Source organism: Streptomyces sp. RLA123, from assembly GCF_056270165.1.
In genome coordinates, this window is the sequence record NZ_JBWDOR010000003.1 from 4,677,700 (window position 1) to 4,690,413 (window position 12,714).

The 12,714-nt window shown below is 69.2% G+C and carries 15 protein-coding genes, 1 tRNA gene and 1 pseudogene; 10 read left to right on the top strand and 7 right to left on the bottom strand.

The annotated features are described in order from the left end of the window. The first annotated feature begins 298 nt into the window (after positions 1 to 298). Positions 299 to 946 (top strand): cysteine hydrolase family protein, encoded by a 648-nt coding sequence (locus RV983_RS21325; protein ID WP_475987352.1) that lies wholly within the window; start codon positions 299 to 301, stop codon positions 944 to 946. A gap of 211 nt (positions 947 to 1,157) precedes the next feature. On the opposite strand, the gene RV983_RS21330 is transcribed toward RV983_RS21325, so the two are convergent. Beyond that, on the bottom strand, positions 1,158 to 1,841 hold the full coding sequence (locus RV983_RS21330) for a Type 1 glutamine amidotransferase-like domain-containing protein (protein WP_475990401.1): 684 nt from the start codon (positions 1,839 to 1,841) through the stop codon (positions 1,158 to 1,160). 66 nt (positions 1,842 to 1,907) lie between these two features. Here RV983_RS21330 and RV983_RS21335 point away from each other — a divergent pair. Further along, positions 1,908 to 2,630: pseudogene (locus RV983_RS21335) on the top strand (site-specific integrase); the annotation flags it as partial. Between the two features lie 172 nt (positions 2,631 to 2,802). Here the strand turns inward: RV983_RS21335 and RV983_RS21340 are convergent. After that, positions 2,803 to 2,967 (bottom strand): hypothetical protein, encoded by a 165-nt coding sequence (locus tag RV983_RS21340; RefSeq protein WP_475987353.1) that lies wholly within the window; start codon positions 2,965 to 2,967, stop codon positions 2,803 to 2,805. A 587-nt stretch (positions 2,968 to 3,554) separates the two neighbouring features. Between RV983_RS21340 and RV983_RS21345 the strand changes: the two genes are divergently transcribed. Continuing rightward, positions 3,555 to 3,782: a hypothetical protein gene (locus RV983_RS21345; RefSeq protein ID WP_475987354.1), complete on the top strand. Its 228-nt coding sequence runs from the start codon at positions 3,555 to 3,557 to the stop codon at positions 3,780 to 3,782. A gap of 499 nt (positions 3,783 to 4,281) precedes the next feature. Beyond that, the gene (locus RV983_RS21350; protein WP_475987355.1) at positions 4,282 to 4,584 is read left to right on the top strand and encodes a hypothetical protein; all 303 of its coding nucleotides are present in this window, start codon (positions 4,282 to 4,284) and stop codon (positions 4,582 to 4,584) included. Positions 4,585 to 4,673: 89 nt separating this feature from the next. Here RV983_RS21350 and RV983_RS21355 read toward each other — a convergent pair. After that, positions 4,674 to 4,746: transfer RNA gene (locus tag RV983_RS21355), tRNA-Arg, on the bottom strand. A gap of 174 nt (positions 4,747 to 4,920) precedes the next feature. Continuing rightward, entirely contained in the window at positions 4,921 to 5,442 is a 522-nt protein-coding gene (locus RV983_RS21360) for a MarR family winged helix-turn-helix transcriptional regulator (protein WP_475987356.1), read from the bottom strand. 105 nt (positions 5,443 to 5,547) lie between these two features. Here RV983_RS21360 and RV983_RS21365 point away from each other — a divergent pair, with 105 nt between their 5' ends. The 3 genes from RV983_RS21365 (at position 5,548) to RV983_RS21375 (ending at position 8,546) form a co-directional block, all read left to right on the top strand. Further along, positions 5,548 to 5,958, top strand: a complete 411-nt coding sequence (locus RV983_RS21365) for an organic hydroperoxide resistance protein (protein ID WP_475987357.1) — start codon at positions 5,548 to 5,550, stop codon at positions 5,956 to 5,958. A gap of 249 nt (positions 5,959 to 6,207) precedes the next feature. Beyond that, entirely contained in the window at positions 6,208 to 6,834 is a 627-nt protein-coding gene (locus tag RV983_RS21370) for a TetR/AcrR family transcriptional regulator (protein ID WP_475987358.1), read from the top strand. Between the two features lie 197 nt (positions 6,835 to 7,031). Beyond that, positions 7,032 to 8,546 (top strand): MFS transporter, encoded by a 1,515-nt coding sequence (locus RV983_RS21375; protein WP_475987359.1) that lies wholly within the window; start codon positions 7,032 to 7,034, stop codon positions 8,544 to 8,546. A gap of 109 nt (positions 8,547 to 8,655) precedes the next feature. Here the strand turns inward: RV983_RS21375 and RV983_RS21380 are convergent, their stop codons facing one another. Both RV983_RS21380 and RV983_RS21385 read right to left on the bottom strand, forming a co-directional pair. After that, a complete protein-coding gene (locus tag RV983_RS21380) occupies positions 8,656 to 9,414 on the bottom strand; it encodes a dioxygenase family protein (RefSeq protein WP_475990402.1) in 759 nt (252 codons plus the stop codon). Positions 9,415 to 9,430: 16 nt separating this feature from the next. Beyond that, the gene (locus RV983_RS21385; RefSeq protein WP_475987360.1) at positions 9,431 to 10,015 is read right to left on the bottom strand and encodes a GTP cyclohydrolase II; all 585 of its coding nucleotides are present in this window, start codon (positions 10,013 to 10,015) and stop codon (positions 9,431 to 9,433) included. Between RV983_RS21385 and RV983_RS21390 the strand changes: the two genes are divergently transcribed. After that, on the top strand, positions 9,995 to 10,498 hold the full coding sequence (locus RV983_RS21390; protein ID WP_475987361.1) for a MarR family winged helix-turn-helix transcriptional regulator: 504 nt from the start codon (positions 9,995 to 9,997) through the stop codon (positions 10,496 to 10,498). The two genes, RV983_RS21385 and RV983_RS21390, sit on opposite strands and share 21 nt — an antisense overlap. 122 nt (positions 10,499 to 10,620) lie before the next feature. On the opposite strand, the gene RV983_RS21395 is transcribed toward RV983_RS21390, so the two are convergent. After that, the gene (locus RV983_RS21395; RefSeq protein ID WP_475987362.1) at positions 10,621 to 11,190 is read right to left on the bottom strand and encodes an N-acetyltransferase family protein; all 570 of its coding nucleotides are present in this window, start codon (positions 11,188 to 11,190) and stop codon (positions 10,621 to 10,623) included. A gap of 187 nt (positions 11,191 to 11,377) precedes the next feature. Here RV983_RS21395 and RV983_RS21400 point away from each other — a divergent pair, with 187 nt between their 5' ends. After that, positions 11,378 to 12,367 (top strand): sigma-70 family RNA polymerase sigma factor, encoded by a 990-nt coding sequence (locus tag RV983_RS21400; RefSeq protein ID WP_475987363.1) that lies wholly within the window; start codon positions 11,378 to 11,380, stop codon positions 12,365 to 12,367. A gap of 134 nt (positions 12,368 to 12,501) precedes the next feature. Continuing rightward, the gene (locus RV983_RS21405; RefSeq protein WP_475987364.1) at positions 12,502 to 12,711 is read left to right on the top strand and encodes a hypothetical protein; all 210 of its coding nucleotides are present in this window, start codon (positions 12,502 to 12,504) and stop codon (positions 12,709 to 12,711) included. The last annotated feature ends 3 nt before the right edge of the window (positions 12,712 to 12,714 follow it).

Genomic DNA, 12,714 nt, shown 5'->3' on the forward strand with positions numbered 1-12,714 from the left:
GCCGCGGGATTCGAACCTGCGACATCCACTTCAGGTGAGCCCCTGACACCCTCCTGTCTCCGGGGATGGCAGCGACGGCGAGCGAAGCGCAGCAATTCGCCGATGCAGAACACCCCGCGATGGGGCACAGTGGAACGGAGGGTGACCGGACAGCGCCTCCTCAGGGCACACCCCGAAGGTGAGCACGACACTCGCTGACGGATCCGGATTTCGTCGAGCCGTGTCGGCTGATGTCGGAACACGGAATGCTGTAGCGAATACGTACCACACCCGTGGTTTGTCGCGTGAGGAGCGCCAGGTGGACATCAATAAGACCGACACGGCGGTTGTGTTCATTGACCCACAGAACGATGTGCTGAGCGAGGACGGCGCGAACTGGGACGCGGTGGGAGCGAGCGTCACGGAGAACCGGACCGTCGAGAATATGGAGAGAATCTTCGAGGCGGCGAAGGCGGGCGGGTACGAGGTCTTCATCTCGCCCCATTATTTCTATCCGACCGACAACGGATGGCGAATGAACGGGCCGCTCGAGGCAGGCGAGTTCGAGACCCACACGTTCGCACGGGCGGGACAGCTCGATCTGACCGGATTCCGAAACTCCGGTGCGGACTGGCTGGACCGCTTCAAGCCCTATATCGAAGACGGCAGAACGGTGGTTGCCAGCCCGCACAAGGTATTCGGACCGGAAAGCAACGACTTGGCACTGCAACTGCGTAAGCGGGGAATGCAGAGGATTATCCTCGGCGGGATGCTGGCGAACATGTGTGTCGAATCCCATTTGCGTCACCTCATCGAGGAGGGATTCGAGGTCACGGTGGTCAGGGATGCGACAGCCGGACCCCGGCATCCGGTCTGGGGCGACGGCTATCAGGCGGCGATCATCAACTACCGTTACTTCGCTCATGCGTTGCTGTCGACCGACGAAGTACTCGATCGAATGCGCTGAGGACCCCTGTGTCACACGCATGCGATGTGGAGTGACCCTTGTACGCCTGATTCGCGCGTGAGGGGAGGGCCGGGGCCGTGCTGGTGGAGTTGAGCGTGGTCGAGCCTCGGTATCACGCGGTCATGGAAGTGGCCGCCGGCGCCCCGGTGGTCGAGGTCGCGGCGCGATACGGGGTCTCGCGGAACGACGCGACGTCGCGAATGCTGGGCGGCTATGCCCCGAACTGCGTCCACTGCCCTTCGGAGACCACCGTGACGGAGTCGTCGACGACCTTGATGGCCGTCTGTTCGTCGATGGCGTAGGCCGGGATGCCGATGTCGGCGGCCCACCGCTCCGCGTCAGCCAGGGTGTTGTGCGGAAAAGCGTCCAGGTGCGGGAAGATCGAGAAGTCGACGACTCCCAGCGTGCGGTCGTCCGGCGCGGACGGCCACTCGACGAAGTACGCCCCGATCCGCGGCGTCATCACCATGCTTCCGGCACTCACGCCGACCCAGACCGTGTCGGGAAGCGAAGGCAGTAGATCGGCCAGCCCGGACTCCCGCATCCAGTGGCACAGGTACGTCGCGTCGCCGCCGTCGACCAGGAGCACGTCGGCTTCCCGGACCCAGGGGACCCATCGCTCCGCGCCGATGGTGCTCAGTGCGGTGAGCTCGAGGACACCGAGCGACGCCCAGCCCAGACCGGTCAGGTGCTGCCACCTGGGCTCGGCGGCTACAAAGCCCCGCACCGATGTCGGACCGCACATCGGATGACCCCATTGAGCTGTCGGGACGCAGAGGGCACGGCACTCGGCGATCGGCTTGCCGAGAAGCTGCACGAGCGCCGAGTGAACGCTCGGATTCGTGACGCCGCCTGACGTAAGTAAGAGCTTCACGATGTCTCCAATTTCGCGCACAAAAGGTGGACGTACCTCAAGACTCGGGACCGTGCCGGAACTCATCGCAGTTCGGGCTCCCGTGCGACTCGGTCCGCCAAGCTCGCCGAGTGGCTGCCGTACTGGCTGGAGAACGTGGTCAAACCGCGCCGCAAGCTCAGTACGTACGACAAGTACGAAGCGCACGTTCGGCTCTACCTTGTACCCCGCCTCGGGTCCAAGCGGCTGGAATCCGTGGGCGTCGCCGACGTCCGCCGCTTCCTGAACGGCTTGGAGCATGACACCACGGGGCCCAACCGCCAAGGAGTCCCACCGTGTTCTCCGTACGGTGCTCTCAGCGGCCTGCCGTGAGGAACTGGTGGCCCGCAACGTGGCTGCGCTGGTCGAGCCGCCGCGGCCTCGGGCCCGTGAGTTGAGCCCTTGGACGCTGGACGAGACGCTGACCCCCCTCGCCGCCGCGCGCAAGGATCCGTTCGATGCGGCCTTCGTGCTCGCCATCGCCATGGGCATGCGCCGGGGCGAGATCATCGGATTTCGCTGGACAGACGTCGACCTGGACAAACGCGTTCTCTACGTCCGGCAGCAGACACAGCGTCGGCGCGGGGTGCTGTACGACGACGACCCCAAGGGCCGCCGTCGCCGGGCTGTGCCCATGCCTGCGCTGTGCATCGCGCCGCTGCGCTGGCATCGGATGCGGCAGACGGCCACCCAGCAGCGTGAGGGGAGAAGTGGCAGGACAACGGCGGCTACGTCTTCACCACCCGGACCGGCCGGCCGATCGAGCCCCGCAACCTCTACCGGTCACGCACTGCTTCGCGGGCCAGGTGGTGGGAGTGGACTGGTTTAGGGGCCAGGGTTTCGGCTTCGAGGAGTGCGGCTGTGGCCTCGCCGACGTGTCGCCGCTGCGCGATCGCTCGCGCCACGTCAACCAGGAAACGTGCCTGGGGCTCCGGGGACAGTCCTGCGGGGTCGACTCGTTCGGCTACGTCCAGGGTATTCCGGCGTCGCCGAGGTCGACTGCGGTGCTGACGGCGTGGATCTCGACGTTGGTGGGGCCGAACTCGGTGTCGAAGTCGTTGCGGTCGGCTCCGTTGGTGGCGGCGATGACCGCGCCGTCGTTCGGGCCGGTCCACAACCGCCTCGACACCGGCCGCTGCCGCTGTGGCACCGCCCATGGACTCGTAGCGGCACGTTGTGGCACGGCCGTGCTCACGAGAAAGGGCCAGTTCGAGGACATCTAGCCTCTGAACTGGCCCTTCATTACGTGCCCCAGGCAGGATTCGAACCTGCGACACCCGCTTCAGGAGGGGCTGTATGGCCTTCCCCGTCTGTGATGATCTTCCCTCTATTTCACCGTTATCACTGGTCAGGGCGGTATGGCCTTCCGGCCCGGTTGGATCCTTCCCGGCCCCTACTCGCCCTTCCGTTCCCCTGACGTTCCCCATGGAGGCCTCACGGACCCCGGGGGACCGCAGACCCTTTGGGCATGACGAAGGCCCCGTCCCCATCGGGGGTCGGGGCCTTCGGCCGTCTGCGCGGCTGGCGTCGACCGCTGTGCACAGGCTGGCGGTTACGCGCAGCACCGCCCAGTAGCGCCTGGCCGACGGGTCGCGTCACCGACCCCGCACCCGACAGCAGCGTCACCCGAACGGCCCAACATGACGTGCCACCCGCATGGGTGAAGATCAAGCTGGCTAGTGCCCCAACAGAGGCAATCCGTGAAAGGGGAACCACATGCGCATTCGACGAAGCCTCGCTGCCGTCATCGCCACGGCAGCCCTCGCCGGACTCGGCCTCACAGGCGCCGCCACCGCCACCGCCGCCACCCCCGCCGCCCCCACCCAAGCCGCCCCCACCGACGCCGCCCCCACCGTGGGTGAGTGCGAGGATGGTGGCGGAAGAGTCGAATGGGCGACCGGGACCTGCAGGGGCGGAAAGTACGACGGACAGAAGATCGACTGACCCTCGCAAAGCGCCCCGCGGCCACGCGCCGCGGGGCGCTCCCGAGCGAACGTAGCCGGGAGAGTCGCAGGGACCGTGCCGACTCGTCGGGCACGCCACCTGGGGCACACGCCCTGGTCAGAGGTGCGATTCAGGCGGTACAGGGTGAGACAGGCAGCCCGGAACCGGCGCCGAATCGAACAGTGGCCAGAATCGAAGAAACCCCTCTGGCCTGTCGTAGAGGCTGGCCGGAGGGGGTCTCCCTCAGCGTGGCGGCTGCAAGATTCGAACCGGGGAGGCGGAGCCGGCAGATTCCCGAGCTGATGGCTTCGATGTGCGCCCGCGGGCACCGGCAGAAGACAGCGTGCAACTTCTCTGCCAGGAGAAGTCGAGCCACCGTGCCCAGAGCGCCGTTGACGGTAACTTCGACGGCATGTTCGACCCGATCAAGCTGGAACATCCCTGTGGAATGGACCCTCAGCCGGAGGTGCCCACATGGGCTGCAGGCGTCTCCTTCCACATGCAGACTCTCTGCGCCTGGGCTGAGCTGCGGGACGAGTCCGTGCAGGATGCTGGGGCGGATCTCGGGCTGGTCGACGTAGCCGCACGCGTGCGGGCAGGGCAACCACTTCCAGGGCTGGGCGTACGGGGCGCGCAGGGACTCGCGGGAGCGGTCTGGGTCGTCGGCGGTGCGGCGGCGCTCTACGCGGCCGCGCAGTCCGCAGCCGGAGTACAGGCCGAAGGCGTCGCGGTACGGGCCGCACCGCTCCTCCTCGCTGGTGGCGAGATGATCCGCAAGGCGCGGGGTGACGGCGACTCGTAGCGGGCGTTGTGGCGCAGAAGCGGCACGGCCGTGCTCACGAGAAAGGGCCAGTTCCGGGGATCAAGCCCCTGAACTGGCCCTTCACTATGTGCCCCAGGCAGGATTCGAACCTGCGACACCCGCTTTAGGAGAGCGGTGCTCTATCCCCTGAGCTACTGAGGCCACCCCCTGCGTGGGACACGGTCCCGGCAAGGCGCTGCCGCCCCGGAGGGCAGCCGAGGACAGGGTAGCGGATCGAGGGCGGGGCGGTGCGGACGTGCGTCTGCGCTGCTGGTGACGGTCGTGTGGCCACCCGCCGGGCGGGTCCGGCGTGAACCGTCCGGCCCGCGGCACCGGTCAGGCGCCGTCGGGCTCCCCCGTGAGGTCCGCGAGGTCCGCGAGGTCGGCCGTGTCGAGCGCCGAGGTCAGCCGGTCCAGGCGGGTGCGCAGGTCGTTGATCTCGTCCAGGCCGAGCCCGGTCGCGGCGGAGATGCGGCGCGGCACCTGGAGCGCCCGCTCGCGCAGGGCGGTGCCGTCCTCGGTGAGGCGGACGGTGACCGAGCGCTCGTCGTCGGTGGAGCGCTCGCGGCGTACGAGACCGGCCGCGTCCAGGCGCTTCAGCAGCGGGGAGAGCGTGCCGGAGTCGAGGCGCAGGTACTCGCCGATCTTCTTCACCGGCAGCGCGCCGTGCTCCCACAGCACGAGCATGGCGAGGTATTGGGGGTAGGTGAGGCCGAGGTCCTTGAGGACGACCCGGTAGACACCGCCGAAGGCACGGGACGCGGCCTGCAGCGAGAAGCAGATCTGCTGCTCCAGGCGCAGGTAGTCGTCGCCGGCCCGCGCGGAAGCGGATGCGGGGGCAGAGGCAGGGGCGGTCATGAGTACAGGGTATCTCGACTGCCCGCACTTCAGTTGTGTGCAACTGAATCGTGTGCTCTACTTATCGCAACGAGTTCGTACGCGATCGAAAGAGGACGGATTCCCATGGACGCGCTGTACACCGCTGTCGCCACCGCCAACGGCCGCGACGGGCGGGCTGTGAGTTCCGACGGCCAGCTCGACCTCGCGCTGGCCATGCCCCCGGCCATGGGCGGCAACGGCCAGGGCACCAACCCCGAGCAGCTCTTCGCCGCCGGCTATGCGGCCTGCTTCGCCAGTGCGCTGGCCCTGGTCGGCCGCCAGGCCAAGGTGGACACCAAGGACATCTCGGTGACCGCCGAGGTCTCCATCGGCAAGGACGAGACGAGCTTCGGCCTGGCCGTGGTGCTCCGCGCCGAGCTGCCGCCGGAGCTGGAGAACGAGGTGGGTCACAAGCTGCTGGAGCAGGCCCACGCGGTCTGCCCGTACTCCAAGGCGACCCGCGGCAACATCCCCGTCGAGCTCGTCGTCGAGTAGCCGGGACGCCGGGCCGTGACGGTGGCCCGGGCGACGGAAGACGAAGAGGACCCCGGTCGCCACGGCGCGACCGGGGTCCTTCCCGTATGCGGCTGAACGTGAGTCAGGTCACAACAGGCTCTGAAATATCCGGGGACGGCGTCCCCGTTTACCCTTGTGTCGCGCAAGCGGGGACACTTTCCCCGGATGGCGCGGCACTGGACAACCGCCAGGCAGTACGCCCGGCACCGTGGGAGAGGGGGATCCGTCATGGCCCAGACCGCCGTGAAGCAGCGCGCGGACGCGACGCGCAATCGTGAGCGCATCATGGCCGCGGCTCGCGAAGTCCTCCTCGAGTACGGCGCCGACGCACCCCTCGACGAGGTCGCCCGCCGTGCGGGCGTCGGCAACGCGACGGTCTACCGGCACTTCGCCGACCGCCAGGAACTCGCGATCCAGGTGGCGCACTCGGTGATGAACCGGATCGCGGACCGCGCCGAGCGGCTGCTCGTCGAGGAACCGGACCCCTTCGACGCGCTGCGCGCCTTTGTGCACGAAGCCGCCGACGAACGGGTGGGGGCGCTGTGTCCCATGCTCGTTGCGAGCTTCGGCAAGGGTGATCCGCGCCTGGAGGAGGGCCGTGTCCGTCTGCACGAGGCCGTCACGGGTCTCATGGAGGCTGCACGCCGGTCCGGACGGCTCCGCGACGACATCGACGTCGGCGATCTGATGGTGGCGATCAGCCAGCTCACCCGGCCCCTGCCGGGATCGCACTGCGACATGGGCCGTTTCATCCACCGCCACCTTCAGTTGTTCGTCGACGGTCTGGAGACGCCGGCCCGTTCGGTGCTGCCCGGATCGTCCGTGACGCTCGAAGACCTTCGGGGGCTGGACTGAGCCTCCGCCGGCGGCCGCGCGCCGTGGCCGGCCGACCGGTAATTCATTAGCCGACCATTCACCCGTTACGTACTGTAGGTCCCCTTCGTCTTCTCTGGCTCCATGAGTCGCGCCCGCCCGCATCGGCGCGCGGCGCCCATGCGGTCCGCAGAGTTCACCGTCGTGCTCGCCTCTCCCCATCGTTAGTGAGTTCACCCATGTCAGAAACGGCCCACGCCCAGCGCTGGAAGGCGCTGGCCTTCATCGCGATAGCCCAGCTGATGGTCGTCCTCGACGGCACCATCGTGAACATCGCGCTTCCCACCGCCCAGGCCGACCTCGGTATCTCCGACGCCAACAAGCAGTGGGTCATCACCGCCTACGCGCTGGTGTTCGGCGGACTCCTGCTCTTCGGCGGGCGCATCGCCGACATGTGGGGCCGCCGCCGGACCTTCATCACCGGCCTCATCGGCTTCGCGGCCGCCTCGGCGCTCGGTGGCGCCGCGGCCAACGAGGCCGTGCTCTTCGGTGCCCGTGCGCTGCAGGGCGCTTTCGGCGCGCTGCTCGCGCCCGCCGCGCTGTCGCTGCTCGCGGTGATGTTCACCGAGCCCAAGGAGCGCGCCAAGGCGTTCGGCATCTTCGGCGCCATCGCCGGTGGTGGCGGCGCTGTCGGCCTGATCCTCGGCGGTGCGCTGACCGAGTACCTGAACTGGCGCTGGACGTTCTTCGTCAACATCCCCTTCGCCGCCGTCGCCGTCTTCGGTGCCCTCCGGGTCATCCGTGAGCCCGCCGGCAGCCGCAACAACAGCAGCCTCGACATCCCCGGTGCGCTGCTGGCCACCAGCGGTCTGGTCTCGCTGGTCTACGGCTTCACCGTCGCCGAGTCCGACGGCTGGGGCGCGGGCAAGACCATCGGCCTGTTCGTCGCCGCGGTCGTGCTGCTGGCGTCGTTCCTGTTCGTCGAGTCCCGCGTGAAGGCGCCGCTGCTGCCGCTGCGCGTGGTCACCGACCGCAACCGCGGTGGTGTGTACCTCTCGCTCGGCCTGGCGATCATCGCCATGTTCGGCCTCTTCCTCTTCCTCGGCTACTACCTCCAGGTCGTGCAGGGCTTCTCCGCCCTGAAGACCGGCTTCGCCTTCCTCCCGATGATCGCGGGTATGATCACCGGCTCGACGCAGATCGGCGCGCGTCTGATGAACCGCGTCCGGCCGCGGCTGCTGATGACCCCGGGCTTCCTGCTGGCGGCCCTGGGCATGCTGATCCTGACCCAGCTCGAGGTCGGCAGCTCGTACGCGGGTCTGATCCTGCCGGCGGAGATCCTGCTCGGCCTCGGCATGGGTACGGCGTTCATGCCGGCCATGAGCCTGGCCACGCACGGTGTGCAGCCGCGTGACGCGGGTGTCGCCTCCGCCATGGTCAACACCTCGCAGCAGGTCGGCGGCGCCATCGGCACCGCGATGCTCAACACCATCGCGGCCAGCGCCACCACCGCGTGGATCGCCGGCCACGCCGCCGAGTCCCGCACGCTGGGCAAGCAGGGCTTCATCAACGCGGCCGCCGTGCACGGTTACTCGACCGCGATCTGGTGGGCGGCCGGCATCCTGGCGGTGTCGGCGATCATCGCCTTCACCTTCATCACCGCCGGCCACGGTGGCAGTGTGGTGGCCGCGTCGTCCGAGGACGGCGTGGAGGGCAACGCCGAGGACATCGTCGTTCCCGTGGTCGTCCACTGACCCGGACGCCCCGGCGCAACGTCCGAAGGGCCCCGCTTCCCATGGGAGGCGGGGCCCTTCGGCCTGTGGTGGCCGACTGCCACGGGGGTGGCCGGGGCAGCGGGGGGGATCAGCCGAACTGCACGGACCGCTTGGCCAGGCCCATCCAGAAGCCCTCGATGACGCTGCGCTGGGCGCCGAGATCCCCCTCGGCCGCGCCCATGGCGACGAAGAGCGGGGCGAAGTGCTCGGTGCGCGGGTGGGCGAGCGCGCCCGCCGGGGATGTGTGCGAGAAGTCCAGCAGCGCGTCGACGTCCTGGGTGTCCAGCGCGCGCCGGCCCCAGTCGTCGAACTCGGCCGACCAGCCCGGGACGCCGCCGGCGTGCCGCAGCGCCGCCAGGTTGTGGGTGAAGAAGCCGCTGCCGACGATCAGCACCCCCTCGTCGCGGAGCGGGGCCAGCTTCCGCCCGATCTCCATCAGCTTCCGCGGGTCGAGCGTGGGCATCGAGACCTGGAGCACGGGGATGTCCGCGTCCGGGAACATCTCCACGAGCGGGACGTATGCCCCGTGGTCCAGGCCGCGGTCCGGGATGTCCTGCACCGGGATGCCCGGGCCGCGCAGCAGCTTGCGCACCGAGTCGGCCGGCCCGGGTGCGCCGGGGGCCGCGTACTGGACCTCGTAGTAGTGCCGCGGGAAGCCCCAGAAGTCGTACACCAGCGGGACGGTGGTGGTGGCGCCGAGCGCGAGCGGGGCCTCCTCCCAGTGCGCGGAGATCATCAGGATCGCCGTGGGGCGGGGGAATCCGGCGGACCAGGCGGCCAGTTCGCCGGGCCAGACGGGGTCGTCGGCCAGCGGCGGGGCGCCGTGCGACAGGTAGAGGGCGGGCATGCGCATGAGGGCCTCCTCAGGCCGGGAGGTCAAGGGTGTGGTGGGTGTGCCCGGCCCTGGCGCGCGGACAGCGGACGTCGGCCCGCGAGACGTGCACGCCGCTCGGCACGCGTTCGGCGACCGTGATGGCGGGGGCGGGCAACTGCCCCGCCTTGCCGGGGTTGTTGCTGAGCGGGCGGATCGTGTCCACGCCGAGCGCGCGGCCGGCGGCGTAGGCGTCGAGGTCCTGGTCCTGGTCCTGGAGGGCGTACGCGTCCGGCTCGGCGTACAGGCCGATGCCGCGGCCCTCCTGGAGCAGCAGGTGACCGCCCCCGGCGGCGATGCGTTCCGCCGCCCCCGCAACTGAGGCCCGCGGTTGCGGCGCTGGGAGCCGGGGACGGTTTCCGTCAGGTACTGGGGGCGTGGGCGCACGATCGGTAGCGGCCCCTCCTCGTGATCGCCGAGGCCGGGCGCGACCTGAGGGAGCGCGGGTGCGGTCGTCATGGGTTCCTTGCCCGTATCTTCCTTGAACTTTCAAGCGAGTACGATCACGGTACCCAGGTTTGCTTGAGGTTTCAAGATAACTTCGTACTATGAGGACATGACGACGAGCAGGCCCCAACCCCGCTGGCTGAGCGAGGAGGAGCAGCGCGCCTGGCGCGCGTACATGGCATCGACCCAGTTGGTCTCCGACGCCCTGGACCGGCAGCTCCAGCGCGACGCGAACATGCCCCACGCCTACTACTCGCTGCTGGTGTGGCTCTCGGAGACGCCCGACCGCCGTATGCGGATGACGGAGCTCGCGGAACGCTCGAAGATTACGCGCAGCCGGCTCTCGCATGCCATAGCGCGGCTGGAGGAGAACGGCTGGGTGCGCCGCGAGAGCTGCCCGTCCGACCGGCGCGGCCAGCTCGCCGTCCTGACCGACGAGGGCTTCGCGGCGCTCGCCGCCGCGGCGCCGGGGCACGTCGAGGCGGTGCGCGGGGCGATCTTCGACCGCCTTTCACCGGAGCAGACACAGCAACTGGGCGAGATCTGCCGGATCATCGCGGAAGGGTTGCAGCCGGACGAGGGAGCGGCGACGGACCTGCCGTGGCTGCGCTGAACGGCACCGAACGGCACCGAACGGCACTGAACAGCGCTGAACGGTGCTGGGACAGCTGAGGTGGCTGAGATGGATGAGATGGCTGAGATGTCCGGAGGGCGTGGCCCGGCCGGGGGCTGGGCTCAGCCGCCGGGGTTGAGCTCCTTCTCGTACCAGGCGACGTCCCAGTAGCGGCCGAACTTCCTGCCGACCTCGCGGAACACGCCGACCGGGCGGAAGTCGAAGCGGGCGTGCAGCCGCGCCGAGGCCTCGTTGGGCTGGGCGATGCCCGCGTAGGCGCGATGCACGTCCTCGTTCCGCAGGGCCTCGAAGAGCGCGGTGTAGAGCAGGGTGCCCACGCCCCGGCCCGCCGCGCCGGGGGCGCAGTACACGGAGGTCTCCACCGAGGTCGCGTAGGCCGCCTTCGGGCGGAACGGGCTGCTCGTCGCATAGCCGAGGAGACGCCCGGCCATGGCCCCGGTGTTCTCAGCTGCCACTGATTCGAGGGTTTCCGCGGGTTCGAGGGCAACCAAAAGGCGGTGCGGCCCGTCTTCCGGGTGGGAGAGCAGCCATGGACGGCGCTGTTCCAGGGAAAGCGGTTCCAGGTCGAAGGTGACGGGCGTCTCGCGGACGTAGTGGTTGTAGAGCTCGGTGAGGGCCTTCAGGTCCTGCTCCCGACCCGGTCTGACCTGCACTTCCGGGCGCTGCGGCAATGATCCACCTCTCGCTGTGGCCCGACAGGGTACTGCAAGATCGTAAAAAATGGGGCTGCGCATGGGAATTGTGTCCGGATTCCAGTCGTTATCTCTTTTCGAGTGGGCAGCCGAGAGGTAGTCGCGAAGCTGCTGAGAGGCAGCTCATTCGACCGACACCCGACCGAACCTTCGCAAGGGAGCACGCATGGCAACCCGTGCCGTCGCCCGCAGCACCACCGGCGGGAAGAGCAGCGCTCGCGCGCACGGCCACGGCGAGATGGCCGACCGAGACCTCGTCGGCATGTACCTCGACGAGATCGCGCGCACGCCGTTGCTCGACGCCGCGCAGGAAGTCGAGCTTTCCAGGGCGATCGAGGCCGGCGTCTACGCCGAGCAGCTCCTCGTGGGTGAGGAGCTGGGTTCGGGAGGCGGCGCCGACCGCGAGGAACTGGAGGCGATAGCCGCCGCGGGTGCGCGGGCCAAGGACGTCTTCATCCGTTCCAACCTGCGTCTTGTCGTCGCCGTCGCGCGACGTTACCCGCGCAGCGGCCTTCCGCTGCTCGACCTGATCCAGGAAGGCAACGCGGGCCTCGTCCGCGCCGTCGAGAAGTTCGACTACGCCAAGGGCTTCAAGTTCTCCACGTACGCGACATGGTGGATCCGCCAGGCGATCACCCGGTCCATCGCGGACCAGTCGCGCACGATCCGGCTTCCCGTCCACCTGGTGGAGGAGCTGGGCCGTGTACGCAGGGTGCAGCGCGAGTTCAACCGTGAGCACGGACGCGATCCTGAGCCCGCGGAGATCGCCGCCGAACTCGACTCCACGCCGGAGCGCATCGCCGACGTGCTGGACTGGGCGCGCGACCCCGTGAGCCTCAACATGTCGGTGGACGACGAGGGCGAGACCCAGTTCGGCGATCTTGTCGAGGACACCTCGGCCGCCTCGCCGGAGGACTCCGTGCTCGTCATGCTGCGGCGTGAGGAACTGGAGGACCTGATCGACCGGCTCGACGACCGGACCGCGTCCATCATCCGGGCGCGCTACGGGATCGTGGACGGCCGCGAGCGCACGCTGACCGAGGTCGGCAAGCAGCACGGCCTGACCCGTGAACGCATCCGGCAGATCGAGAAGCACGCCTTGGCCGACCTGAAGCGCATGGCGCGCCAGACCGGGCTGTCCATCGAGGCGGCCTGACCCTCTGCGGGCGCCCTCCGCGGCGCCCGCTTCGCCCCCCACCCAAGACTCGGGCTCCGGTGCCACCCCCCTGCACCGGGGCCCGACCCCTGTCCGGAGCCGGCCCGGCCGGGGATCCCCGTACCCTGGAGCCCATGAGCAGTTCCGACCCCCACCCCGCCGCGCAGTCCACACCCGGCCGGCCGCGCGAACCACGCGACCCCGCCACGGCGCTGGTCTTCGACGACCCGCTGGACCGGCAGTCGATCGACGACACCGACGCGGGCTGGGGCGATCGACCCGGGCAGGGCGGTGCGGGAGATCTCGCGCGCTTCCTCGACGAGAAGCCCCCGCACCACATCTGAGAC

Excerpts from the sequence above, each read along its gene's own strand:
- RV983_RS21345 (WP_475987354.1), top strand. The coding sequence starts at position 3,555 with ATGCGCATTCGACGAAGCCTCGCTGCCGTCATCGCCACGGCAGCCCTC.
- RV983_RS21350 (WP_475987355.1), top strand. The coding sequence starts at position 4,282 with ATGCAGACTCTCTGCGCCTGGGCTGAGCTGCGGGACGAGTCCGTGCAG.
- RV983_RS21360 (WP_475987356.1), bottom strand. The coding sequence starts at position 5,442 with ATGACCGCCCCTGCCTCTGCCCCCGCATCCGCTTCCGCGCGGGCCGGC.
- RV983_RS21365 (WP_475987357.1), top strand. The coding sequence starts at position 5,548 with ATGGACGCGCTGTACACCGCTGTCGCCACCGCCAACGGCCGCGACGGG.
- RV983_RS21370 (WP_475987358.1), top strand. The coding sequence starts at position 6,208 with ATGGCCCAGACCGCCGTGAAGCAGCGCGCGGACGCGACGCGCAATCGT.
- RV983_RS21375 (WP_475987359.1), top strand. The coding sequence starts at position 7,032 with ATGTCAGAAACGGCCCACGCCCAGCGCTGGAAGGCGCTGGCCTTCATC.
- RV983_RS21380 (WP_475990402.1), bottom strand. The coding sequence starts at position 9,414 with ATGCCCGCCCTCTACCTGTCGCACGGCGCCCCGCCGCTGGCCGACGAC.
- RV983_RS21390 (WP_475987361.1), top strand. The coding sequence starts at position 9,995 with ATGACGACGAGCAGGCCCCAACCCCGCTGGCTGAGCGAGGAGGAGCAG.
- RV983_RS21400 (WP_475987363.1), top strand. The coding sequence starts at position 11,378 with ATGGCAACCCGTGCCGTCGCCCGCAGCACCACCGGCGGGAAGAGCAGC.
- RV983_RS21405 (WP_475987364.1), top strand. The coding sequence starts at position 12,502 with ATGAGCAGTTCCGACCCCCACCCCGCCGCGCAGTCCACACCCGGCCGG.